This window comes from Cupriavidus sp. GW823-FHT07A04 (assembly GCF_058794615.1).
In genome coordinates this window covers 292,411-316,530 of sequence record NZ_JBXAHA010000007.1, presented here as the reverse complement: position 1 = coordinate 316,530, position 24,120 = coordinate 292,411, and the positions used below count along the sequence as shown (strand labels likewise).

Here is a 24,120-nt window from a genome sequence, read left to right as displayed (position 1 = left end):
GAGAGTGATCAGTCAGTCCAGCAATTGGACTTTGGCCTGCGGCTGGGTTGGGGTTGCCGCATGAAAGGACCGCAACCAGGGCAGCGCGGGCTCCAGCGTGGCGAACTCCGCATCGGGCACTGGCGCGCCGGCGGGCAGCGCCAGGCCGACCCGGTTGTGCCAGTAGGTGCGCAGCCCCACGGCCGAGGTGCCGAACATGTCGTAGCCCGAGCCCGCGACAAAGGCGGCATCCGTTGCCTGCACGCCCAGCTGCTTCAGCGCGAGCTGGTAGGGGCGCGGATCCGGCTTGTAGAAGCCCGCTTGCTCGGAGGTGACCACGACATCCCAGTCGATCTCCAGCAAGTCCGCGGCGCGCCGCCCCAGCCGCTCGGAGCAGTTCGTGACCACCGCCAGGCGGCAATGCGGCCGCAGGGCACGCAACAGTTCGCGGGCACCGTCCCACGCGGGGAGCTTGTCCCAGCCTGCGTCGAGCGCCTCCGGCGCGCTGGCGGGCAGGCCCACGTGGCTGGCCGCCTCGCGCACCAGTTGCTCGTAGGGAACGTAGGCGCCGCAGCCGTAGGTGCGCTTCAGGTACTCCGCGCGCCAGGCCCGGCCTTGCGCCTGCGAGCCGGCGGCGGCGTTCCATACGGTCCAGGAATCCAGCAGCGCGGTGAGCAGGTCGAACAGCACGGCGCGGGGCCAGGCAGGGGCGGGCGATTGGTCGAGGATTTCCATACGTTCCTTTTTGTGTGGGCGCAATAGCGCAATAGCGCAATAGCCGAGCTGCGGCGCTGCGTAACATCAGGCCCTCAGTGTAGGAAGGAGTACGTGGTCCGTGGTTAAATGCCGGAACATCAATCGTTAAGCTGAAGTGAATGATCCAGATCGAAGACCTGCGGCTGGTCGAGGCGCTGGCGCAGGCCCCGTCCCTGAGCGCAGCCGCCCGCGCGCTCAATGTGACGCCGCCAGCGCTGTCCATGCGCCTGCGCAAGCTGGAGGCCACGCTGGGCCTGGCGCTCGCCACCCGCACCGCCCGTCGCCTGAGCCTCACGCCCGAGGGCGAGCGCTTTGCGCAGGAAGGCGCTGCGCTGCTGGCGCAGCTGGAGGCGCTGCCCGAGTCGTTCCGCCGGGAAGACAGCCGCCTGACGGGCACGCTGCGCGTCGCCGCCCCCTTCGGCTATGGCCGGCACCATGTGGCGCCGGTGCTCGCGCGCTTTGCGCAGTGCCATCCCGGCTTGCGCCTGCAGCTGGATCTGCGCGAGGTGCCCTGGCCGGACAAGCATGACTCGGACGCGGTAGTGCATATCGGCGCCGTGCGGGACTCATCCTGGATTGCCCGCACGCTCGCCCCCAATGAACGCTGGCTGTGCGCCAGCCCGGCCTACCTGCGCGCCCACGGCACGCCGCAAGAGCCGCGCGACTTGCTGGGGCACGCGTGCATCTGCATTCGCGAGAACGACGAGGACGTGACGCTGTGGCGTTTTCGCCGGGCGGGTTCCGGCACAGCGCGGCGGCCATCGGCCCGCGAAACGCTGCGCGTTGTCCCGGCCTTTACGACCAACGATGGCAGCGTGGCGCGCCAGTGGGCGGAACAGGGGCTTGGCCTGGTGCTGCGCTCAGAGTGGGATACGGCGGATGCGGTGGCGCGCGGCACGCTGGTCCGGGTGTTGGCCGGCTGGGAGTTCGACAGCGCGCCGGTGACCCTGCTGGTGCCCACGCGGCGGGGCCGCACGGCGCGGGTACAGGCATTGATGCAGTTTTTCGAGGCGGCCCTGGGCAAGCCAGGGCCGCCCCCACCGCGCTAAAAGCCCTCGCCGGTGACGTGCTGCCCGTCCCCCCTCAGGGCGCCGCTTGTGGCGTCACAATGCTGAAATACCCGTCAAACGTATCCAGCATGCCGAACAGCGACGCCACCGCTTGCGGGTTGCCGTCAATGCGGATGCTGCCATCGCGGATCGCGTCCGGCAGCGTCAGTTGCTTCAGGCTGATGCGGTCGAGCGTGGCCTTGTCCAGCGTGATGGTTGCCGTGGCCTGCGCGGATTGCGCGTTGGCCAGGTAGGTCAGGGCGCTGTTGCGCAGCGTCATGGCGTAGCGCTCTTGCAGGTCGGTGAAGTTCCAGTTCAGCGTCATGGCCTTGCCGGCGGCCTTGTCCGCATTCAGGCGCACCGCCAGGTAGTCGAAGAAGTGCGGCACGGTCAGCGCGCGCACCAGGTCGGGCGATGTCGTGCCGCTGGGCGCGCCCCGCTTGATGCCGTTGCGCAGTTCCTGCGCGCCGGTCAGGTAGGCATTGCGCCAGGTCGCGTTTTCGGTCTGGTAGCCAAGCTGCTCCAGCGCGTCGGCCTGTAGCGCGCGTGCCGCGGTGTTGGCCGGCTCGGCAAAGACCAGCTCGTTGCCGATCTGCGCCACCCAGCGGTATTCGCCGCGGGCGTAGGCTTCGCGCGCCTTGGCCAGGACCGCGTCCGCGCCGCCCATCCATTCGATCGTCTTCTTCGCGCCCTGCACCGGCGGCAACGGGTTCAGGTGGGCCGGGTTGCCATCGTAGAACCCGAGGTAGCGCTGGTACACGGCGCGCACGTTGTGGCTGATCGAGCCGTAGTAGTCGCGCGCATACCATTTGCTGGCCAGCGGCTCAGGCAGCTTGCGCAGCGTGTCGGCAATGTCCGTGGGCGTGAGGCCTTGGTTCATCAGGCGTAGCGTCTGGTCGTTCAGGTAGGCGTACATGTCGCGCTGGTCCGACAGGAACTCGTTGATGCGCGCCTTGCCCCAGGTGGGCCAGTGGTGCTGGGCGATCAGGATGTCGCTGCGCTCGCCGTAGCGGGCCAGCGCCTGGCCGATATAGAACGACCAGGCCTTGGCATCGCGCACCTGCGCGCCGCGGATGGTCAGGATGTTGTGCTGGGTGCGGGCAGCGTTCTCCGCGATGCACAGCGTGCGCAGCTGCGGGAAGTAGAGGTTCATCTCGGCCGGCGCCTCGGTGCCGGGGGTGAGCTGGAACTCGATGTCGATGCCGTCGATGCGGCGGGTGTCGATGGTCTTGGCGATGAGATCGGTGGGCGCCAGCAGCGTGACCGTGCCGCGCGAGGTGGCCTTGCCCAGGCCCGCGTCGACTTGGCCCGTCGCGCTGCGGGGCAGGGTGGTGCCGTACATGTATTGCGCGCGCCGGCTCATGGCGTTGCCCGCCAGCACGTTCTCGCTGATGGCCTCTTCCATGAAGCCCGCCGGCGCGATCACCGCCACCTTGCCGGCCTTCACGTCGGCTTCGTCGACGATGCCCTTGGCGCCGCCGAAATGGTCGACGTGGCTGTGCGTGTAGATCACGGCGACCACCGGCTTGCGCGGCCGGTGCGCATAGTACAGCGCCAGCGCCGCGCGCGCGGTCTCGGCAGTGATCAGCGGGTCCATCACGATGATGCCGGTGTCGCCTTCGATGATGTTCATGTTCGACAGGTCGGCCCCGCGCACCTGATAGAGGCGGTCGGTGACCTTGAACAGGCCGGCTTCATTGTTCAACTGCGCGAGCCGCCACAGGCTCGGGTTCACCGTGGCCGGCGCGGCATCGGCGCGCTCGAAGGCGTAGGCGTTGAAGTCCCATGCCACGCGGCCGTCCGCGCCGCGGATGGTGCCTTCGGGGAAGCGGGCCACCAGGCCACGGTGCGCATCCTCGAAATCCTGCCGGTCGCCAAAGGGCAGTGCCTGCAGCCATGCCGCATTGGCTTGCGCGGTGACGGGCGAGGCAGGCGCGCTGGCCGTCTGGGCGGTGGCGGACTGGAAGGCAACGAGCGCCAGGATGGCGGGGAGGGTGCGGCGAAGGGGCATGGCAAGGCTCGGCGAAACGAAGAGGACGTCTATTGGAGTCCACCGCCACCTATAATTCAATTGCAAGTTTTTTATCTCAGCGATGCAAGGAGCGCATGTCTTGAACCTGAAACGGCTGGAGCACCTGATCGCGGTGGCGGAAGAGGGCTCGCTGGCGGGGGCCGCCCGCCGTGTGCACCTGAGCCAGCCCGCGCTGACCCGCAGCATCCAGGCACTGGAGGCGGAGGCTGGCATGCCGCTGTTCGATCGCGGCCCGCGCGGCGTGGCGCTGACCGCGGCCGGGCGCATGGTGGCGGAGCGGGCACGGCGGATCTTGTTCGAGACGCGTTGCCTGGCGCGAGACCTCACGCTGGTGCAGCAGCATGAGATCGGCAGCGTGCAGATGGGGATGGGGCCGTTTCCCGCCGCCATCCTGCTGCCCGGGGTACTGTGCGCCCTCAACCGGGACTGGCCGAAGCTGCGGGTGAAGGCCGAGGTCAACAGCGCCCCGGCGCTGCTCGCCGCCCTGCACGCGGAGACGCTGGATTTTCTGGTTGCCGAGCGCCGTACCATGCCGGCGGCGGCAGAGCTGGAAGTCCGGCGCCTGCGGCCCGAGCCATCGGGCTGGTTCGCGCGCCCGGGCCATCCCCTTGCGGGCGGGCGTGTCACGCCGGCGCAATTGCGCGAGGCTACGCTGGTGTCCGTGCCGTTGCCGGATCAAGGCCACGACCAGTTGCGCAGGCTGCTCGGCTGCCGGCCGGGCGAGAGCCTGCCGTTTCAGGTGCAGAGCAATGATTTTCATGCGCTCAGGCATCTGGCGTGCCAATCCGATGTGGTGCTGCTGGCGCCCGCGCGGGCGCTCAGGGCGGAGCTGGAGAGCGGCGCGCTGGTAGCGCTGGCGCTGGCAAGCATGGTCCCCATGGCCATGGACTTTGTCGTCGTGCACCTGGCGCAGCGCACGCTGTCGCCGGCGGCGGAAAGGGCGGTGGCAGCCGTGCTGGCCGCCGCTTGATTGGCGCGCCAGCGCCAATCAAAAGCCAACTAAATGTAACTTTGTTTGCGAAAATGTACCTTTCTCTTAACATATCGGGCGGGCGCGAGGCGCAGCCAGGCGGGAAACCCGCATAGCCGCCCGCCGAACCCACGGCGATTCCCGTTGCCCGGTGGGTTTGTCGACGATGTGAAGCCAAAGGAAAAGCAAGGTATGAGGCGTTTCGAATTCCGCAGCGACAGCTCCAGCAAATTCTGGGAAGTGGAACAGGACGACGCGCAGCTCAACCTGCGCTGGGGCAAGATCGGCACCCATGGCCAGAGCCAGAGCAAGCCGTTTGCCGATGCCGCCAAGGCGGCTGCGGCAATGACCAAGCTGATTGCCGAAAAAACCGGCAAAGGCTATGTGGAGGCGCAGGTAGCGGCCGGCGCCAGCATCGGGGCCACGGCGCCGCCGGCGCCTGCTGCCGCCCCCGCCCCCCGGGCCGCCGCGCCCGCCGCCGCCGCCATTCCCCAGGATACCGCCCCGGCCTCTGCGCCCCGGGCGCAAGCACCGGAACCCGTTGCGCCGCCTGCTGCCGTCATCGTGCCTGCCGCGCGTGGCGATTCGCCGCCCTGGCTGGAGGGGGGCGCCGCCGAGCTGATGCCGGAATCGCTCAAGGACCTGGCCCAGCCCAGCCGGCGCCATCCCGGCACCGCGCCCGCCGAGCCGCTGGACCCGATGCGGGCCTGGCTGCGCGTGCGCGAATCCCTGCTCAAGCACTTGCAGCCGGAAATCGACGCCAGTGCCGCCCATTGGCAGGCCGCTTATGCCGAGGCATGGCAGCGCGTGGAAAGCCGCCGCATGGAGGGCTCGCCCGCGTCCGACGCGGTGCTGATGACGATCCTCGTCAAGCTGTCCTCCCAGCACTACCGCGACGACGTGGAACTGGGCGCCAATGGCATGGCCTTCATGGCGGGCCGGCTCGGCCTGGAAGGCGCGGTGGATGCGTTGCTGACCGCGCAGACCATGGGCACGGAGCTCGGCTGGGTGCGCGATACGCGCAAGCGCCGCCTGAGCCTGAACGACAACGTCGACAGTGCGCACGGCACCGGCTACGCGGGCATCCACAGCGATGCCGAGTGGGCGCTGCGCGCCCTGCTGGCGCGTGCCGAGCCTGCGCAGTGGCAAGCCTGCGCGGACAAGATCCGCGCGGCCCTGCCGCTGCTGCCGCCGTCGCGCCAGCCGGTCATGGCCATGCTGCTGCCCGACCTGCCCGAGCTCAGCAACGAGACCGCGCAGCGCCTGCAAGGGCCACAGGCGCCGGCGTCGCTGCACTGGCTGCAGATGACCGTGACCGATCCTGTGGCGCTTGCGCTCGCGCAGCGGCAGAAGGTGGAGGGCTGGGGCAGCAATTTCTGGGGCGTGGAGACCATGGTGGCCACCGTGCTGCGCGAGCGCGGCGCCGATGCGTTGCCCATCCTGGCGCCAGGCGCGGCCATCGAAGAGGCTGGCGAAGGCCTGGCGGCCATCGGCCTGCCCGACGCCGTTGCCGCGCTGGCGCGGGTGGCGACCAACGGCAAGCCCGCCATGGCGCGCTTCCAGCAGGCTACCGCCCGCTGGCCGTTGGCGGCGCTTGGGGCCTTGCCCGGCCTGGCGCTTGCCGGTGGCAAGGATGCCAGCCTGTACACGGCCAGCCTGGCCGCGCTGCTGCAGGCGCATGCCGCCGGGGCCGAGCGCGTGCTGCCGTGGTTGAGCCCGGCCGAGGGCGACCTGATGAGGCAACTGCAGGCCAGGCTGGCGCAGCCTGCCGAGGCGGCCGCCGTTGAGGACCTGCCCACGGTGCTGGCCGATCCGCCCTGGCTTGGCAAGAAGCGCGTTGCCGCCGTCGGCCCGCTGACGCTGGCGCCGCTGGATCTTCCCGCGGTCGAGCGCTGGGCCGAGGGCAAGCGCGAGGAATGGGCGTCGATGAGCGACTGGCAGGTGCGTCGCTACGACCAGGCCAAGGCCCGTGATGTGCAACTGCTGGCGAGCGACCTGGGGTTCGGCAACGCACGCGGCAAACAATCCGGCCTGCTCGAACAGGCCATGCTGGCGATTCGCCAGCGCGATGTGCAGGCGCTGTTCGCCGCCTGGCAGGCCTTGCGCAAGCTCACCAGCTGGTGCTCGCTCGATGCCATGATGGCGGCCTTGCTGCCCGAGGAACTGGCACTGCCGCTGTTCAATATGGTGGCCGCGCAGAGCACAACCCACAACGACACTTATATGGCAGCCAGGTTCGGCCTGCGGGTACTGCCCGGCGTGCTGGGCACGGTGCGCCGCGCGCCCACCGAGGGGCTGCCGCTGGCGATGCCGTTTGGCGCGGTCGAGCTGGCGGCGCCGGCGGCGCGCGCGCTGGTCAGGCTCAAGTCGCTGCGCGAAGTGGGCCGGGCCTGGCTGCTGCGCCATCCGGAGCATGCCGTCGCCGGCCTGATCCCGGCCGCGGTGGGCCGCATTGGCGAGACGCGCGACAACGCCGCCACGGCGCTGCGCATGCTGGCCGGCGAGGGGCACGAGGCGCTGGTGATGGACGTGGCCGAGCGTTTCGCCCAGCGCGACGCGGACCTCGCCATCGTGGCCGCCGTGCGCGGGGTGCTGGATGAAGATCCGCTGCAGCGCTTCCCGGCCAAGCTGCCCAAGCTGCCCGAGTTCTACCAGCCAGGCAGCTTCCGCCGCCCCGTGCTCGCCACCGGCACGGGGGCCGGCAAGCCGCTGCCGGATTCAGCCTTGCAGCACCTGGGCACCATGCTGGCGTTTCCCGCGGCGCAAGGGCGCTATCCGGGCCTGGACATGGTCAAGGCGGCTTGCACGCCGGAGTCGCTGGCGGACTTCGCCTGGGACAATTTCGCGGCGTGGCTGCTGGTCAATGCGCCTGCCAAGGAGAGCTGGGCGCTGAGCGCGCTGGGCGTGCTCGGCAACGACGATACCGCGCGCCGGCTCACCCCGTATATCCGCGCCTGGCCCGGCGAGGCCGCGCATGCGCGCGCCGTGGCCGGGCTGGATGTGCTCGCCCTGATCGGCAGTGACGTGGCGCTGATGCACCTCAACGGCATTGCGCAGAAGGTCAAGTTCAAGGGCTTGCAGGATCGTGCCCGCGAGAAGATCGACGAAGTGGCCGAGGCGCGCGGGCTCTCGCTCGAAGAGCTCGAAGACCGCCTCGCGCCCGACCTTGGGCTGGACGCGCATGGCACGTTGCTGCTGGATTTCGGGCCGCGCCAGTTCCGTGTTGGCTTCGACGAAGCCCTCAAGCCCTTCGTGCGCGACACCGATGGCGCACGCCTGGCCGACCTGCCCAAGCCCAAGAAAACCGACGACGCGGCGCTGTCCAAGGAAGCCGTGGAACGCTTCAAGGCGCTCAAGAAAGACGCCCGCACCATCGCCAGCCAGCAGGTGCTGCGCCTGGAGCTGGCCATGTGCGCGCGCCGGCGCTGGAGCGCCGCGGTGTTCGAGCCCTTCCTGGCGCAGCATCCGCTGGTGCGCCACCTGGTGCAGCGGCTGGCGTGGGGCGTGTACCGCGTGGCGCACGGCAGCGACAGCGGCGGCGAACTCCTGGCGTGCTTTCGCGTGGCCGAGGACGGCAGCTACACCACGGCCGACGACGATGCTTACGTGCTGCCGCAAGGCGAGGATATCCGCGTGGGCATTCCCCACGCGCTGGAATTGCCGGCCGCAGATGCCGCCGCCTTCGGCCAGCTGTTCGCCGACTACGAACTACTGCAGCCCTTTGCGCAGATTGGCCGCGACACCTACGCGCTGACCGAGGCCGAGCGGCAGGCCATCGACCTGGATCGCTGGAAGGGCGTGGTCATCCCCACCGGCAAGCTGTTCGGCCTGGCCAACCGCGGCTGGCGGCGCGGCGCGGCGCAGGACGGTGGCGGCATCTGGTACTACACCAAGCAGGTCGAGGGTGGACGGGCCATCGAACTGACGTTCGATCCCGGCATGATCGTGGGCATGCCCGACGAATATCCGGAGCAGACCTTGCAAAGCCTGCAGTTCGGCGTGGACGCGCACGGCTGGGGCATCGCCCGTAACGGCGGCAAGAAGTTCGCCGGGCTCGACCCGATCGCCGCCAGCGAACTGATCCGCGACATGGAGAGCCTGCGCGCATGAACGCCTGCGTCCATGCATCCCCTATCCCGCGGCTCCTTATTCCGCGGCCCCCTATCCCGCCGCTCCTGATGGCGCCGCTGAACGCACCAATGGAAAACCACCATGGTTGACAAGACAAGCCCCACGCTCCAGCGCCCGCCCGCCGAGCTGCTCTACGCGGACGAACTGGCGCGGCTGGCCGCCACCGACGATGCGCCGCGCCCACCAGGCTGGGCGCTGTCGCTGACCGCCGCGCGCCGCTTTATCCTGGGCGATGCCGGCAGCGATATCGCCGCCAAGCTGGTGGCCCCGGCGGCCATGATCGAGCGGGCGCTGGTCACGCTGGCCACCGGGCGCGGGCTCATGCTGGTGGGCGAGCCCGGCACCGCCAAGTCGCTGCTCTCGGAGTTGCTGGCGGCGGCCGTCAGCGGCACCTCCACGCTGACCATCCAGGGCGGAGCCTCGGTCACCGAGGACCAGATCAAGTACGGCTGGAACTACGCGCTGCTGATCAACGAGGGCCCGAGCCAGCGCGCGCTGGTGCCCGCGCCGCTGTATCTCGGCATGCAGCAGGGCCGCATCGTGCGCTTCGAGGAAATCACCCGCACGCCGCTGGAGGTGCAGGACTGCCTGCTGGCCATGCTGTCGGACCGCGTGATGGCGGTGCCGGAGCTCGAAGGCGCCGCCGGCATGCTGTACGCGCGAGAAGGCTTCAACATCATCGCCACCGCCAACACGCGCGACCGCGGCGTCAACGAGATGAGCGCGGCGCTCAAGCGCCGCTTTGATTTCGAGACGGTGTTCCCGATCCTGGATTTCCAGCGCGAGCTGGAACTGGTGGAGCAGGCCTCGGCACGCTTGCTGGCGCGCAGCGGCATTCCCCGGCGCGTGCCGGAGCCGGTGCTGGAGTTGCTGGTCACCACCTTCCGCGACTTGCGCGGGCAGGGCACGCAGCCGCGCCGCAACGCGGATGAGGGCGGCGCCGAGCGCATGAGCGCAGTCATGTCCACCGCCGAGGCCGTGAACGTGGCGCACGCGGTGGGCGTGCGCGCATGGTTCCTGGAGCAACGCGATGGCAGCCCGGCTGACCTGGTCGACTGCATCGGCGGCACCGTGGTCAAGGACAACGCCGACGACCGCGCCAAGCTGCGCCGCTACTTCGAACAAAAGGTCTCGCGCCGCGCCGGATCGCACTGGCAGGCCTATTTCGCCGCGCGCGACCGCCTGCCTTGATACGCCACGCAGCCCCAGGCCGATGACAGCGCCGACCCCCATGCCCTACGCCGAGCCGCACACCGAGCCGCATGTGATCGGCGTGCGCCACCACAGCCCCGCCTGCGCGCGCCTGGTGGCCGAGCGCATCGACACACTGCGCCCGTGCTTCGTCTTGATCGAAGGGCCGGCGGATTTCAACGCGCGGCTGGCGGAGCTGCACCTGCCGCACCGCTTGCCGGTGGCGATTTTCAGCTACTTGTCGGGCCCTGGCGCGCAGCGCGGCTCGTGGACGCCGTTTTGCGAATACTCGCCGGAATGGGTGGCGCTGCAGGGCGCCGGGCGCATCGGCGCGCAGGCCCGCTTTATCGACCTGCCGGCCTGGCACGATGCACTGTCCGGGCGCACCAACCGCTACGCCGACGCTGACGACGAACATCACGCCGAGCGCGCCGCCGGCTACGAGGCGGCGCTGTGCACCGCGCTGGGCATCGACGGCCGCGACGCGTTGTGGGAGCACTTGTTCGAGAGCGAGATGCCGCTGCCGGCGCTGGCCGCAGCGCTGGATACGCACTTTGGCCAGTTGCGTGGCGACGATCCCGGCTCCCCTGCCAATGCCGAGCGCGAGGCCATGATGTCGCGCTGGATTGCATGGGCCATGCGCCAGGCGCAGGGCGCGCCGGTGCTGGTCGTTTGCGGCGGCTATCACGCGCCCGCACTGCGCGCGCTATGGCGCGGGCATGCCGAGGCGGCTGGCAGCGAGCCCCCCGCCGTGCCGCAGCCAGAGGTAGCCGCCGACGTTGAAGACGGCGCAACGCCCGTGCGCAGTGGCAGCTACCTCGTGCCCTACACCAGCAAGCGGCTCGACGCCTTCGCTGGCTATGCCTCTGGCATGCCGTCGCCGATGTACCAGTCGTGGATGTGGCAGCACGGCAGCGCCGAAGCCGGCAAGCTGGCCCTCGCCCGCACCATGTGCCGCCTGCGCGAGAAGAAGCTTCCCGCCTCCACCGCCGATCTCAAGGCCTTGCACGCGCATGCCCACGGCCTGGCGATGCTGCGCGGCCATGCCCAGCCCTTGCGCTGCGACTGGCTCGACGCCAGCGCCGCCACCCTGATCAAGGACGCCCTCGACGCGCCGCTGCCCTGGACCTATCGCGGCCCGCTGCTGCGCGGCACCGATCCCGTGCTGGTCGAACTGATGGATGTGCTGGCAGGCGACCAGGTTGGCGGGCTGGCGGCCGGCACGCCGCAGCCGCCGCTGGTCGATGCCGTCGACGCCGAACTGGCCGCGCACGGTATCGTGCTGCAGCCGGGCCGTGCGCTGCAGCTCAAGCTGGACTTGCTGCAAACCGCCGACCGCGAGCGCAGCCGCAGCCTGCACCGGCTACGCATCCTGGCGTTGCCCGGGATCCAGCGCGAGCGGGGCCCGTCGCTGGCGCTGTCCGGCGAGCGCGAGGAGCACTGGCGGCTGCTTGGCTCGCTGGAGCAACGTGCCGCGCTGATCGAGGCCGGCGCCTATGGCGCCACGCTGCACGACGCCGCGCGCGCCCGGCTGGAGGAAACGCTGCGCAACGCCGCGGGCAAGCTGGCGGCGCTGGCAGCGCTGCTCAACGATGCCGCGTTTGCCGGGCTGCCGGAAGCCGGCGCCGCCTCACTTGCTGAACTGGGCCGGGCGGTGGGCGCGGCCTCCCGCTTCGAGGCGCTGGGCGAGGCGCTGGGGCTGCTCCATGCCTTGCTGCGCCATGGCCAGGTACTCGGCATGGCCGGCGCGCCGGTGTTGCATACGGTGGTGGTGGCCGCGGTCGAGCGCGCCCTGTGGCTGCTCGACCTGCCGGGCCAGGTGGCCAGCGCCGAGCAGCGGGCACACCTGCAGACCTTCCGTGCGGTGCGCGATGTGGTGCGCGATGTGCGCAATGGCGCGTTCGGCGATGGCCAGCCGCTGCCCGCGCTCGATCCGCAGCGTGCCCTGGCTGTGTGGCGCCGCAAGGCGCGCGACCCGCAGGCGGCGGCTGCCAGCCGTGGCGCGGCGCTGGGTGCGCTGGCGAGCCTGGACGAACCAGCTGCGCCGCAAGACGGCGACGGCGGCGGCGACGACAGCATCGCGGGCGCACTGCGCCTGCTGGCGGGCTTGCCGCCGGCCAGCATCGGCGATGCGCTGGCCGGCCTGCTGGCACTGGCGCGCGATGTATTGACCGATGCCGGCGGGTTTGCCAGCGGGCTCGATGGCCTGTTGCAGCAGCTCGATGACGAGGCCTTCGTGCAGGCGCTGCCCGCCATGCGCATGGCTTTTGCCTGGCTGCCGCCGGCGGAGCGCGGCGCGCTGGCGCGCCAGGTGCTGGCTCTGCGTGGCGGCGAAGCCTATGGCGAGCGCTCGCTCACCGCGCCGCTGGGCGCGCATGATCCCGTGGATATTGCTGCCGCGCGCTTGCTGGAGGCCGCCGTGACGGCGCGCCTGCGTTACTGGGGCGTGCCCGTCGGCGCGGCCCCCGATCCCAACCCGAAGCCCACCGCGCCATGAGCCTGCACCTGCCTGATTCCTTGCAACGCTGGCGCCTGCTGTTGGGCGAAGCCGCGCAGTCCGCGCTGGGCGAGCTCGATGCCGATGCCGCTGCGGCCGACGCCGCCCTCGACTGGCTCTATGGCCGCGACCCCGAGCGCGCGCGGCGCGGCGAGCGCACCGGCAGCGGCGGCGCCTCGCAACTGACCACGCCTGACTGGATCAACGAGATCCACCGCCTCTTTCCGCGCGAAGTGATCGAGCGGCTGGAGCAGGACGCCGTGGAGCGCTACGGCATCGACGAAGTGGTCACCAACCTTGAAGTGCTGGAGCGTATCGAGCCGTCCGAAGCGCTGCTGCGCGCGGTGCTCCACACCAAGCACCTGATGAACCCAGAGGTGCTGGCCGCCGCGCGCAAGCTGGTGGCCGAGGTGGTCCGGCGCATCATGGAAAAGCTCGCCACCGAAGTGCGCCAGGCCTTCGCCGGCACGCGCGACCGGCGAAGACGCTCGCGCGCGCGCATCGCCTGCAATTTCGATTTTCGGCGTACCTTGCGCGAGAACCTGCATCGCTGGGACCCGCAGCGCGGCAAGCTGTTCGTGGAGGCGCCGGCATTTTTCAGCCGCGTGCGCAGCCACGCGCAATCGTGGGACATCATCCTGCTGGTTGACCAAAGTGGCTCGATGGTGGACTCGGTGATCCATGCCGCGGTGATGGCCGCCTGCCTGTGGCAATTGCCGGGCATGCGCACGAGGCTGGTGGCGTTCGATACCGCGGTGGTGGACCTCACCGCCGACGTGGCCGATCCGGTTGAGTTGCTGATGCGTGTGCAACTTGGCGGTGGCACCGATATCGCGCGGGCGGTGGCCTATGCCCAGGCGCAGATCGCCACGCCGACACGCAGCATCGTGGTGCTGGTCAGCGATTTCTACGAGGGCGGCAGCGACTATGAACTGGTCCGCCGCGTCAAGACGCTGGTCGGCGCCGGCGTGACCGTGCTCGGCCTGGCCGCGCTGGATGCGCGCGCCGAGCCGGTCTTTAACCGCGAACTGGCAGCCCGCCTGGTGTGCGAAGGCGCCCACGTGGCCGCAATGACGCCTGGCGAGCTGGCCGCCTGGCTGGCCGAGAAAGTCTCCGGCAAGGCCGGCGGGCAAGTGCCCGGAGGGCTGGTCGCATGAGGGCAGACCGCGCCGATCTCCTGGAGCTGACGCCCGAAGCGCTGGTGGCGCTGGCCAATGCCGGCTTCGTCAAGCGTGCGCAGAAGGAAATGGCCGAGGGCAAGGCGCCCGAGCTTGCACAAGATGCCGATGGCACCTTGCATGCCGCGTACGCCGACGGCACCCGCACCAGCCTTGCCGCAGGCCGCGCGCTGCGCGATGCGGTCTGTAGCTGCATTGCCTCGGGCCTCTGCCGTCACCGCATCCTGCTGGTACTGGCCTACCAGCAGGCCTGCCGGGAAGTGGCCAGCGTGGAAGAGGGCAGTGCCCATACGCTCGTCACCACGCCCGTCACCGCGCCCGAAGGGCTGGCCGGCGGCCCATGGTCCCCGGCGGATTTCGACGACGGCGCGTTGCAAGCCGCGTTGCGCCCGGCCACGCTGCGCCAGGCCGCCGAGCTGGCACGCGCGCGGCCGGTGGCGCGGCTGGCCGGCTGGCGCGTGGAAGCGCCGGTGCCCACCGCACACCTGCCGATGTGCACGGTGCGGTTTTTCTCGCGCCACAGCCTTGGCCACGCGCGTTGCGATTGCCAGGAGAGCAGTAGTTGCGCCCACGTGGCGCTGGCGGTCTGGGCCTTTCGCGCTGCGGCCGGCCGCCATCCCGGCCAGGTCGATGCCACTGTGGAGATCGCGCCGCCAGAGCCGGACGCCGCCGATGCCGATACACGCCAAGCCGATGCCGATGCCGAAACACTGCGTGCCCTTGCCGCTGCGGCCGATGCACTGGCGCGGCAATTGTGGGCGGAAGGCACGGCCCAGGCGCCGCTGGCGCTCGCCCCGCGCCTGGGTCTGATGCGCAGCCTGGCCGCCGATTTCGGCGCGGCGTGGGTCAGCGCCGACGTCGACGCGCTGGCGGCGCAGCTCGACGACCAGCACAACCGCAGTGCCCGCTATGACCCGCGCCGCCTGCTGGACGCGCTGGCGTGCCTGCAAGGCCGGCTGGCCGCCGCGCTATCGGCCGATAGCGCCAGCACCGCCAGCACCGCCGGACCGGCTGGCGGGCAGCCCGGGGCGCTGCTGCCGGCGCGCCAGATCCTCGGCCTTGGCGTCAAGGGCGAAGTCGCGCTCGACCACCTCAAGCTGGTTTCGCTGGGCGCCGTCATGTGGGACGACGGCGACCATCCCGATGCCGCCTGCGGAGTCTCCATCGCCTTCGCGGATCCGGACACCATGGGCGTTGTCGCGCTCGAGCGCAGCTGGCCCAGGTCGGAGGGCGCCGCGCCGCCGGTGCCGCTGGTGCAGCGGCGCGTGGCGGGCAATCCGATGGGCCGCCTGGCCGCCAGCCAGGTGGTCACGCGCGCGGCGCGCCGCCGCGCCAACGGCTTGCTGGAGATCGGCAGCGCCGCGCGCCAGACCAATGTGCTGCCGCTCTCCGCCCAAGCCTGGAACGACCTGCGGCCACCGCTGGCCTTTGCCACGGTGGCGGCATTGCGCCAGCATCTCACGCAAGCCGCGCCCGCCTGCCTGCTGCCGCGCCAGGCCATCGGGCACCTGCACGTGCTGGACGTGATGGCCGTGGAGCAGTGGGGCTGGGACGCCGCCGCGCAGACCTTGCTCGCCGGCCTGCTCGACACCGATGGCCAGCGCTGCCTGCTGCGCTGCCGCCACGGCAGCGGCGCGCCCGGCGCCGTCGACGCGCTGGCGAGCGTGCTGCGCACTGCCGAGGCCGGAGGCGATGCCATCCAGCGCGTGGCGGGCACGGTGCGCGTGATTGGCGGCGCCCTGGAGATGGAGCCGCTGGCCCTGATGACCCAGACCCGCGCCGTGGTGCTGGCGACCGAGCCCGCCAGCCCCGGCGCCATGCCGGCCTGCGTCGCGGCGGCAACGGTGCCGCATGCCGCCCTGGCCGGCGCCGCGCTGGCGCTGCTGGCGCAGTGGCTGCGCCAGGGCTTGCGCAACCAGCGTCCAGCCGCGCTTGAGCGAGCTCGCGAACTAGCCGCGGCGTTGTCGCGCGCCGGGCTGGTGGAGACGGCGCTGCGCATCGAGGCCGCGCTGGCGGGCTTTGGCGGCGGGCCGGTTGAGAACACCGCCTCGCGCTGGTGGGAACTGGTCCTGTGGCTGGCGCAGATCGAGAGCGCGGCGCTGCGCCCGCCGGTGGCCGCGCCCGCATAGCGCGGCTGGCAGCCCACACCCAACCACGGAGGGGTGTTGCCGCTTCCGCTGGCTGCCGATATCGATGCAGTCTGCCATTAGGTGTGACATCGGGGCGACGGCGGGAATCCAGATCGCTGACCTGAAGCGGTTCGATTGACGGCGATATGCCTGATAGCTAACATGTGGCCGATTGTTTTTATTGAATGCTCAAGCTGGGGCCACACCCGGCGAGGCGCATCGGGGCGTCCATGGTACGTAAGCTGTTGGTTCCGGGGGCAGGTCCAGATCTGGGCTTGCTGGTGAAGTCGCGACCGCAATCCACGATTGCGTTGTCCGCGGAGCAACTGCAGGCCCGCTTGCGCAAGAAACGCTCGGCCTCCTATATGGAGGCGGTCCAGCGGCTGGATGCCGGCACTCACGTGCACGATCGCCACGCCGTGGACGCGCTGGTGGCGGCGATCAGCGAAGAGCTTCCCGATATCACCATCGACCAGCAGCCGGTCGGCATTGTCGCCAGATGTCATCTAGGCCCGCCCTATGAGGTCCACACGCTGGACCGGCAGGGCAACATCATCCAGCACTACAAGACCTTCGAATCCTTGCCGCCGTTGCTGGCAAGAGGCCGGGCACTGGCCGTGCACGCGCAATATGCATTCGTAGAAATCTACACGGACAAAGTTATCGCGGTGACTGCCGCCGGTGACACCTCTATCGTCAAGGGATGACATGAGCACGGCAGAACGCATTATCCAGGTCGCGGACCTGACCTATATCACCAAGAGCCTGCACAGCCTCAACAAGGACATCGAAGCGGTCTCCAGCCAGGTGTCCGATGTCGGCAACGTGTTGTCCAATACCCGCTCGGAACTCAAGCGGCTGGAAGATGCCTTCCTGCGTTTTGTCGCCGCGGACCTGAAAGCCAAGGAGCTGTCGCTGGCGGAAACACGGCAGGTCAAGATCCGCCAGGAACTCGAAACCACCTACGGCTACTACGCGGAAGTCCGCCGCCAGGCCACCGGCATCCTGCAGGCAGCGGACGTCAACGTGGTCCGCAACGAGACCATCAAGGCCGCGACCGAAAGCCTGATGCTGTCGGCGCCGCGCTATTGGCTGGCGCCCGCGCTGGTGGCGCTGGCCGCCTGGCTGAGCGACCATGCGGAGCTGGCCAGGCGTGCGCTGGCCGAAGCCATCCGGCGCGATGACGAGAAGACCTCGCTGTTCTTCGCGCTGGTCAGCCGGCGTGCCGGCCGCGGCGAGGCTTGCCGTACCTGGCTTGATCGCTTCTTCGGCATGCAGGACCCGACCAGCCTCGACCGGCAGAGCGTCATCCTGGTCGATGCCGTGGCCAGCGGCATCTTCGGCGGCGAGATCCGCTTGCAGTGCACGCGCCGCATCGAGTCGTGGATCGATGAACTGAGCGAGCAAGCCGGCTTTGTCGAGACGCAGCGCCGCCAGTGGACCGACGGGCTGCTGACCAAGATGCCCACGCCCGACCGCTCGGACAAGTACAGCCACCTCTCACGCTTCAGCCCGACGTGGCCGCGCCTGAACGAGTCGATGAACCAGGCCGCCACCCATGAGGTGGTCCTCAGGCACTTCCAGGGCATCTTCGACGGCGCGCTGCCCAGCGCCAAGAGCATTGGCGCGGCGGTGGACGGCCTGCTCGACACGCTGGTGAGCCAGTTCGACGACGAGGAACTACCGCTGCGCCGGGACGACCGGCTCAACCAGCTCATCATCAACGAATCCGGCGACCGGCAGGCCGCCGAGCGCCGCCAGGCGCTGGAGAACGCGGCGCTCGACGAGCGCGTGAGCTTTACGCAACTGCTCACCAACGCCGCCATGAACCCCGAGCTGAGCAAGGCAACGCGTGCCACGCAGCGCTATGCCATTGCCCTGTCGCGCGCCTGGATCCGCGATGCGCACGATGACCTGAGCGCCACGTTCCGCAATGCCGTGCCGGCCGAAGCCGAAGTGGCCATCGAAGGCTGGGCGGGCAACACCCGCGGTGGCGAGAACGAGCGCGAGCTGTTGGCGGGCCTGGGCGCGCACCTGGACGCTGAGCGCGATGCCACGCTGGCCAAGCTCAAGCTGGGCGTGGGCCATTGGGTGGCAGGTGTGGTCGGCGTGATGGCGTTGCTGATGGCCATCAAGGGCGGCATGGTCCCGGCCCTCGTTGGCATCGCGGCCATCGGCTGGGTCGTGGTCGCCCGCAGCAAGATCGCCAAGGCGAAGGAACTCGTGATCCAGGAAGCCAAGAAGAAGAAAGCGCAGTGCGAGCAAGCCCTCAAGGCAACGCTGGCCGAGCTGGTCGAATGGCGCCGGGAGCTAGCTGCCCGCGACGCGGTTGCCGTGCAGGTGACCCAGCTGCTCGATGCCATCTCGCCGGAGCAGTACACGCTCAGCACCCACGAAAGCACGCGCCGCGTTATCGCCGCGGCGGCCTGATGCTCAACAAGGAATAGACATGACCCGACAGATCCTGGCCGTCGCTACGGGCGACGCGGCCCAAGCTGGTACCGTCGCTGCAACGCCTGGCGCGTCTGCAGCCACCGAACCGGTGCAGGCTGCGCAAGTGGCGCCGCTCAACGAAGCCCTGGCCGGCGCGTTCCCCGCCTGGGACCTGCTGCCCGCCGCGCCGTTCGTGCGCCGGGTGCGGTGAGCGACAGCGCCGCCGCCGCATGACGCCACCGCATACCTACGCCGAATGGTCTGCCTGCATCGATGCCCTCGCTCGCGGCGGCAGTGACGAGGAGGCCATCGCCGCGATGCGCGCTGGCGTGCTGAGCTGGACCGGCGGCGTTGCACCGCTGTTCGCGCAACGCATCAGCGAAGTGTTCAGCCTGCGCCTGCAGCGCGTTGCCGACGAAATGACGCGCGCCCTGCGTCATGGAAGCTCCGGCAGCGACCACGTCGTGCTGTCGCGCACGCTGCTGGATGCCCGGCGCAAGCTGTGGGTGCTCAACCGCGTGGCGCAACTGCCGTCCTTGCCGGGCGAACTGGCCGGCAGCCTGCAGGAACAGCTGCGCAAGTACGCAGCGCAGGCCCAGCAATCGCTGGAAGACAGCGCGCGTAGCGAGCGCAGCGGGCTGCTTGCCAGCATCATCCGCAACCACTCGCTGCTGCGATTCGACGCCGAACCGAATCCTGCAAGTTCCGCGAATCCCACGAACGCGGCAGCCACATCCGGCGGCGGCGTTGCGCAGCCTGCCGCGAGTACGCCTGCGGGCGGCCCTGCGCCGCGCCGCAGAAACATCCTGGCCTAGACATGAGCGATACCAAAGAATTCAAGAGCACCCTGACCCGTTACCTCAAGGCACGGGTGCCCTTTATCTCCATCCGCAGCGCGGAACGCGCCCGCGTGCTCGACATCGTCCGCGAGATCGCGCAAGGGCTGAACAATGCCCCTGTCTACGTGCATACGCTGTCGCAAGGCACCAAGGAACTGGTCAGCGGCAGGTCGGCCAATGAAGACCGATCGGTGATCGGCGCGCTGGATTTTGCCAGCCAGCAGATCGGCCAGCGGCAGAGCCTCACCTTCGTGCTGACCGAGGTATCGGACACCGAGGACGACACGCCCTTTGCCCGCCAGTTGCTGGACGCCGTGATGCTGGCGGCCGAGAACGGCGGCGCGGTTGCTGTCATCACCACCAAGCCGGTTTGGGGGCAACTGCAGCGCCTGGGCATGTCCCTGGTGCTGTCGCCGCCGACCGAGGACGAAATGCTCGACATCATCCACGAGCAGATCGGCGCCTATCGTGCCGACTACGTGATTGAATGGGACGACGCCGACGAGCGCGAGGCTGCCGCCATCCTTACCGGCGTATCACGCATCGAGGCAGAGAACATCGTCGCCACGCTGCTGGCCAATGGCCGGATCGTCAAGGCCGACCTGGCCGAGCTCACCCATGCCAAGGACCGCATCTTTGCCGATATCTCCGGCATAGAACGCGTGCAGGTGCGTGGCTCCGAGCTGAACGTCGGCGGCCTTGGCGGGCTGAAAGGGTGGCTGGACAAGGAGCGCCCGCTGCTCACCGCTGACCTGCGCGAGCGCGGCATTCGCCCGCCGCGCGGCGTGCTGCTGGTCGGCGTGCCGGGCTGCGGCAAATCGCTGTCGGCCAAGGCCATCGCCCATAACTGGAAGATGCCGCTGTACCGGCTGGACCTTTCCACCATCCACGGCCAGTACCTCGGCCAGAGCGAAGGCCGGCTCAAGGAAGCACTGAGCACCGCCGACCACGTGTCGCCGTGCGTGCTGTGGATCGACGAAATCGAAAAAGGCCTCGCCGGCGCGACGCAGGGCGCCGGCGATGGCGGCACCTCGACGCGGCTGGTCGGCCAGTTCCTCTACTGGCTGCAGGAGGCGCGTTCGCGTGTGTTTGTGGTGGCCACGGCCAACGATGTGTCGCGGCTGCCGCCCGAGTTGCTGCGCAGAGGGCGCTTTGATGAGCTGTTCTTCGTGGATCTCCCGACTGCCGAGGAGCGTAGGGAGATCATTGGCATCTATGTGCAGCGCGGCCTGAAGCGAGAGATTCCTGCGGCGCTGATGGCGGAACTGGTGGAGGCCTCGGAAGGCTTTGCCGGTTCGGACCTGGAATCGGCCGTGCGCGAGGTAGTGAAGGAGGCTTACCTGAACGGTGACGGCGCTGTCTCGGATGATCTCTTCCGCCGCAGTTTCCAGAACCTGGTGCCGTTGTCCAAGACCAGCCCCGAGCAGATCGAATCCATCCGGGCTTGGGGCCGGGAGCGGGCCGTGCCGGCGTCGGGGCTACCGATCGGCGGGACGGCGAGCCAGACGCGGTCGCGGCGGGTAGTGCTGGCGTGATTCAGCACTGTCGATGGCGCTCAGATGGCTGCCAGCGCCATCCCTTGCGGCAGCCCCGCCGGGATGCAGATGAGCATCAGCTCAGTGAGGCCGGCGAGGGCGCCGTCCCCGTGGCGCCGTGCCAGCCCGGCCTGCGCGCAAGCAACTTTTGTCGCGCGTGACCGGAACACACCGGCCCTTTGGCGGTCTATGACTTACATCCGCGTTACAATGCTGTGGTGCACCATCGGCGCTGGGTGGCTGATTTATCACCATCCGCGCCGGTTCGGCCCTTGTCGTTCTACCCCGATTCATGCGATCCCTGCTGCTCCTGATCACCGTTCTGTGCTTGTCTGCGCTGTCCCTCGGGGCAGCGGCGAACACGCACGCCGGTATGCCGGGGCCTGCATTTGATTCCGCATTTGATCCCGCATTTGATCCTGTTCGCGCCGAACTTCTGATTGCCGAACCGGCGTTCTCCCGCACCCTCAATGAGCTGGACGGCAGTGCCGGCCTGGAGCGCGTCGTGGCGCCGGGCGACGACGGCCTGGCGGGCGAAGCGATGGTGGCAGCGGCGGTGGAGGACGATCCTCCCGGCTACTGCGAGATCTGGTCTGCCGACCTGCTCGACCCCCTCGACATGCTCGACGAGATCGAAGAATCCAGCGCGCTCTTCGCGCTGCCCACCGTGCGTGTGTCGTTGCCCCCCAACGAGATCGCGCAACAGCTGCCCGCACGTCCGGATCCTTTGCCCGCGGCGTTTTTCAAGCCCCCTATCTCCCTGATCTGACAGCCCTGGCAACCCCGGCGCGCTCGTTGTGCGCCCGGGCTGCGTTCCTATTGCCTGGGCGCCTTGGCCCGATCGCGTCGGCGATCGCTGGCTGACCGCCGGCGCACGCTTTTTGCGTGCGCCGGCGGCGGGCGCGCAGCCGTTTCGCCTGCCCCCATTTGTCATGCAGATCAAACAGATCACTATGTTTTCCATGGTGGCGTTGCTGTCGCTCGGAGCCTTGCCGGCTCTCGCGGCACAAACGTTCACCTTGCCGCAACTGCTGTCCCTTTCGCAGTCCACCAACAAAGGCGTGGAGGCGGCGCAGGCCGGCGTCGATGCCGCCAGCGCCGCTGTGACCAGCGCGCGTGCCTATCCCAATCCGCAGGTCGAGGTGATGTACGGCCGTCTGTCGCCGCGCACTGCCGGTGTGACCGGTGGCGCCGCGCCGACCATGGCTATCACCCAGAAGCTGGACTATCCGCAGCAGCGCAAGCTGCGCGCCGAGATCGCCGGGCGCAGCCTGGAGGCCACCGAAGCCGGCCGCCAGGCGTTCCGCGCGGACCTGGCGGCGCGGGTCAAGACGTCGTACTTCGATGTGCTGCGGCGCGAGATGGAGCTGGCCGCGGCCAAGGAAGACCTGGCCATGATGCGGCAGATCCAGGACCGCGCGCGGCTGCGGGTGGAGGTGGGCGAAGCGCCGCGCTATGAGCTGATCAAGGCCGAGACCGAGCTGCTGAGCGCGCAGAAGACGCTGCAGAGCGCCCAGTTGCGCGTCAACCAGGCCAAGGCGGCGCTGCGCCAGCAAGTGGGCGGCGCCATGCCGGCGGCCTATTCGCTGTCCGGCAGCCTGAGCCAGCCCTCCGCGCTGCCGGCCCTGCCGATGCTGCGCGACACCTTGACCGGCGCCAACGCCGAGCTGACCCAGCGCCGCCTGGAGGCGGACCGCGCCAGCCTGGCGGTGGACTACCAGCGCTCGCTGCGCCTGCCCGAGCTGGCGGTGCGCGCCAGCGCAGAGCGCCAGCCGGACAACACGGTCTCGCAGGTTGGCCTGGTCCTCACCATCCCGTTGTGGGACCGCCGCAGCGGCCCGGTGGGCGAGGCGAGCGCGCAGGCGATCCAGGCCCGCACCGCGCTGGAGGCCCGCGAGTTCGAGCTCATGCAGGAGCTGGAATCGGCTTACCGCCAGTACGAGATCACGCAGTCGCAGGTCAGCGCGCTGGAGGGCGGCATCGTGCGCCAGGCCGAATCCGCTCTGGCGGTGGCCGAGTCGGCGTATCGCTTCGGCGAGCGCGGCATCCTGGACTACCTCGATGCGCAGCGCGTGCTGCGCGGCGCGCGCAGCGACCTGATTGCCGCGCAGTTCGAGCTGCAGGCCGCCACCATCCAGATCGAGAAGCTGCTGTCGAGCGTGCCCGGGCAGACCGCGGCACCCACGGCCCCGTCCGTACCCACGGCTCCCCCGGCATCTACGGAAACCAAATAAGCATGCGCCCCCATTTTCTACTTTCCCTGACGGCAACCGCAGCCCTGCTGTTTTCCCTCGCTGGCTGCTCCGACGAACCCGCACCGGCCGCCGAGCCGCCTAGGCAGCCGCCCGGCGTCGTCAAGCCGGAAGAGACGCTGCAAAAAACCCTGAAGGTGGCCGCGGTGGCTGCCAGCCCGTTCAGCGAAGTGCTGCGCGTGTCCGGACGCATCGATTTCGACGAGCAGCGCGTGGCGCGCATTGGCGCCAGCGTGACCGGCCGCGTGACGGATCTCTACGGCATCCTGGGCCAGGAGGTCAAGGCGGGCCAGGTGCTCGCCCGCCTGCATAGCAGCGAGCTGGGCGCGGCCCAGATGGCCTTCCTCAAGGCCGAGGCGCAGACCGAGCTGCAGGCCCGCAACGCCGAGCGCGCGCGCCAGCTGTTCGCCGCCGACGTGATCGGCCGCGGCGAGCTGCAACGCCGCGAGAGCGAGCTGGCCATTTCCTCGGCCGAGATGCGCGCCTATCGCGACCAGTTGCGCGTGCTTGGCATGTCGGCCGCCGCGGTGGCGCAACTGGCCAAGAGCGGCAGCATCGATTCCTACTCGCCGGTGTTCTCCAGCATCAGCGGCACCGTGGTGGAGCGCAACGTCGCGCAAGGCCAGGTGGTGCAGCCGGCCGATGCGCTCTACACCGTGGCCGACCTGTCGCGCGTGTGGGTGGTGGCGGAAGTGCCCGAGCAGCAGGCCGCGCTGGTGGCCGAGGGCCAGAGCGTGGACATCGAGGTGCCGTCCCTTGGCAACGGCGCGGGCCAGAAGCAGATCACCGGCAAGCTCATCTACGTGGGCCGCACCGTGAATCCGCAAACGCGCACCGTGCTGGTCCGCACCGAGCTGGATAACCGCGAAGGGCGCCTGAAGCCGGCCATGCTGGCCAGCATGCTGATTGCCAGCGCTGCGTCCGAGCAACTGGTGATCCCGGAATCCGCCATCGTGCGCGACGGCAACGACGAGCTGGTCTACGTGGAGCAGGCCGGCGGCCTGTACCGCCAGGTCAAGGTCAAGCTGGGCGCCGAGAGCGACGGCATGCGCGTGGTGCAAAGCGGGGTGAAGGCGGGCGAGCGCATCGTGGTGGATGGTGCCTTCCACCTCGACAACGAGCGCAAGCGCCTGGAACAGGGGTAATCGA

The 24,120-nt window shown here is 69.5% G+C and carries 17 protein-coding genes; 15 read left to right on the top strand and 2 right to left on the bottom strand.

What is annotated here, in order from left to right; genetic code table 11:
• Positions 1-12: 12 nt before the first annotated feature.
• Complete coding sequence (locus AC1Q7Q_RS14780) at positions 13-714, bottom strand: HAD family hydrolase (RefSeq protein ID WP_492375924.1); 702 nt, start codon at positions 712-714, stop codon at positions 13-15.
• Between the two features lie 140 nt (positions 715-854).
• On the opposite strand from AC1Q7Q_RS14780, the gene AC1Q7Q_RS14775 reads away from it, so the two are divergent.
• Entirely contained in the window at positions 855-1,784 is a 930-nt protein-coding gene (locus AC1Q7Q_RS14775; RefSeq protein ID WP_253928788.1) for a LysR family transcriptional regulator, read from the top strand.
• Between the two features lie 34 nt (positions 1,785-1,818).
• Here AC1Q7Q_RS14775 and AC1Q7Q_RS14770 read toward each other — a convergent pair whose 3' ends face one another.
• The gene (locus AC1Q7Q_RS14770; protein ID WP_492375925.1) at positions 1,819-3,795 is read right to left on the bottom strand and encodes an alkyl/aryl-sulfatase; all 1,977 of its coding nucleotides are present in this window, start codon (positions 3,793-3,795) and stop codon (positions 1,819-1,821) included.
• A 100-nt stretch (positions 3,796-3,895) separates the two neighbouring features.
• Here AC1Q7Q_RS14770 and AC1Q7Q_RS14765 point away from each other — a divergent pair, with 100 nt between their 5' ends.
• The 14 genes from AC1Q7Q_RS14765 to AC1Q7Q_RS14700 all read left to right on the top strand — a co-directional run bounded on the left by AC1Q7Q_RS14765 (position 3,896) and on the right by AC1Q7Q_RS14700 (position 24,116).
• The gene (locus AC1Q7Q_RS14765; RefSeq protein ID WP_492375926.1) at positions 3,896-4,786 is read left to right on the top strand and encodes a LysR family transcriptional regulator; all 891 of its coding nucleotides are present in this window, start codon (positions 3,896-3,898) and stop codon (positions 4,784-4,786) included.
• Positions 4,787-4,978: 192 nt separating this feature from the next.
• Positions 4,979-8,896: a DUF4132 domain-containing protein gene (locus AC1Q7Q_RS14760; protein ID WP_492387178.1), complete on the top strand. Its 3,918-nt coding sequence runs from the start codon at positions 4,979-4,981 to the stop codon at positions 8,894-8,896.
• Between the two features lie 102 nt (positions 8,897-8,998).
• Positions 8,999-10,108, top strand: a complete 1,110-nt coding sequence (locus AC1Q7Q_RS14755; RefSeq protein WP_183035408.1) for an ATP-binding protein — start codon at positions 8,999-9,001, stop codon at positions 10,106-10,108.
• Between the two features lie 22 nt (positions 10,109-10,130).
• On the top strand, positions 10,131-12,605 hold the full coding sequence (locus tag AC1Q7Q_RS14750; RefSeq protein ID WP_492376201.1) for a DUF5682 family protein: 2,475 nt from the start codon (positions 10,131-10,133) through the stop codon (positions 12,603-12,605).
• Positions 12,602-13,762 carry a VWA domain-containing protein gene (locus AC1Q7Q_RS14745; protein ID WP_492376200.1) on the top strand — a complete coding sequence of 387 codons (1,161 nt, stop codon included), beginning with the start codon at positions 12,602-12,604 and terminating at the stop codon, positions 13,760-13,762. Before AC1Q7Q_RS14750 ends, AC1Q7Q_RS14745 begins: the two co-directional genes overlap by 4 nt.
• Entirely contained in the window at positions 13,759-15,912 is a 2,154-nt protein-coding gene (locus tag AC1Q7Q_RS14740) for a YehQ family protein (RefSeq protein WP_492376199.1), read from the top strand. Before AC1Q7Q_RS14745 ends, AC1Q7Q_RS14740 begins: the two co-directional genes overlap by 4 nt.
• A gap of 230 nt (positions 15,913-16,142) precedes the next feature.
• Positions 16,143-16,619: a hypothetical protein gene (locus AC1Q7Q_RS14735; RefSeq protein WP_492376198.1), complete on the top strand. Its 477-nt coding sequence runs from the start codon at positions 16,143-16,145 to the stop codon at positions 16,617-16,619.
• Between the two features lies 1 nt (position 16,620).
• Positions 16,621-18,342, top strand: coding sequence for a hypothetical protein (locus AC1Q7Q_RS14730; protein WP_492376197.1), 1,722 nt, complete (start codon positions 16,621-16,623; stop codon positions 18,340-18,342).
• Positions 18,343-18,361: 19 nt separating this feature from the next.
• A complete protein-coding gene (locus tag AC1Q7Q_RS14725; RefSeq protein WP_492376196.1) occupies positions 18,362-18,556 on the top strand; it encodes a hypothetical protein in 195 nt (64 codons plus the stop codon).
• Positions 18,557-18,575: 19 nt separating this feature from the next.
• Complete coding sequence (locus AC1Q7Q_RS14720; protein ID WP_492376195.1) at positions 18,576-19,160, top strand: hypothetical protein; 585 nt, start codon at positions 18,576-18,578, stop codon at positions 19,158-19,160.
• A gap of 2 nt (positions 19,161-19,162) precedes the next feature.
• Positions 19,163-20,719 carry an AAA family ATPase gene (locus AC1Q7Q_RS14715; RefSeq protein ID WP_492376194.1) on the top strand — a complete coding sequence of 519 codons (1,557 nt, stop codon included), beginning with the start codon at positions 19,163-19,165 and terminating at the stop codon, positions 20,717-20,719.
• Between the two features lie 292 nt (positions 20,720-21,011).
• Positions 21,012-21,488, top strand: a complete 477-nt coding sequence (locus AC1Q7Q_RS14710) for a cobalt-zinc-cadmium resistance protein (protein WP_492376193.1) — start codon at positions 21,012-21,014, stop codon at positions 21,486-21,488.
• Positions 21,489-21,681: 193 nt separating this feature from the next.
• Positions 21,682-22,953, top strand: a complete 1,272-nt coding sequence (locus tag AC1Q7Q_RS14705) for a TolC family protein (RefSeq protein ID WP_492376203.1) — start codon at positions 21,682-21,684, stop codon at positions 22,951-22,953.
• Between the two features lie 2 nt (positions 22,954-22,955).
• Complete coding sequence (locus tag AC1Q7Q_RS14700; protein ID WP_492376192.1) at positions 22,956-24,116, top strand: efflux RND transporter periplasmic adaptor subunit; 1,161 nt, start codon at positions 22,956-22,958, stop codon at positions 24,114-24,116.
• Positions 24,117-24,120 lie beyond the last annotated feature (4 nt).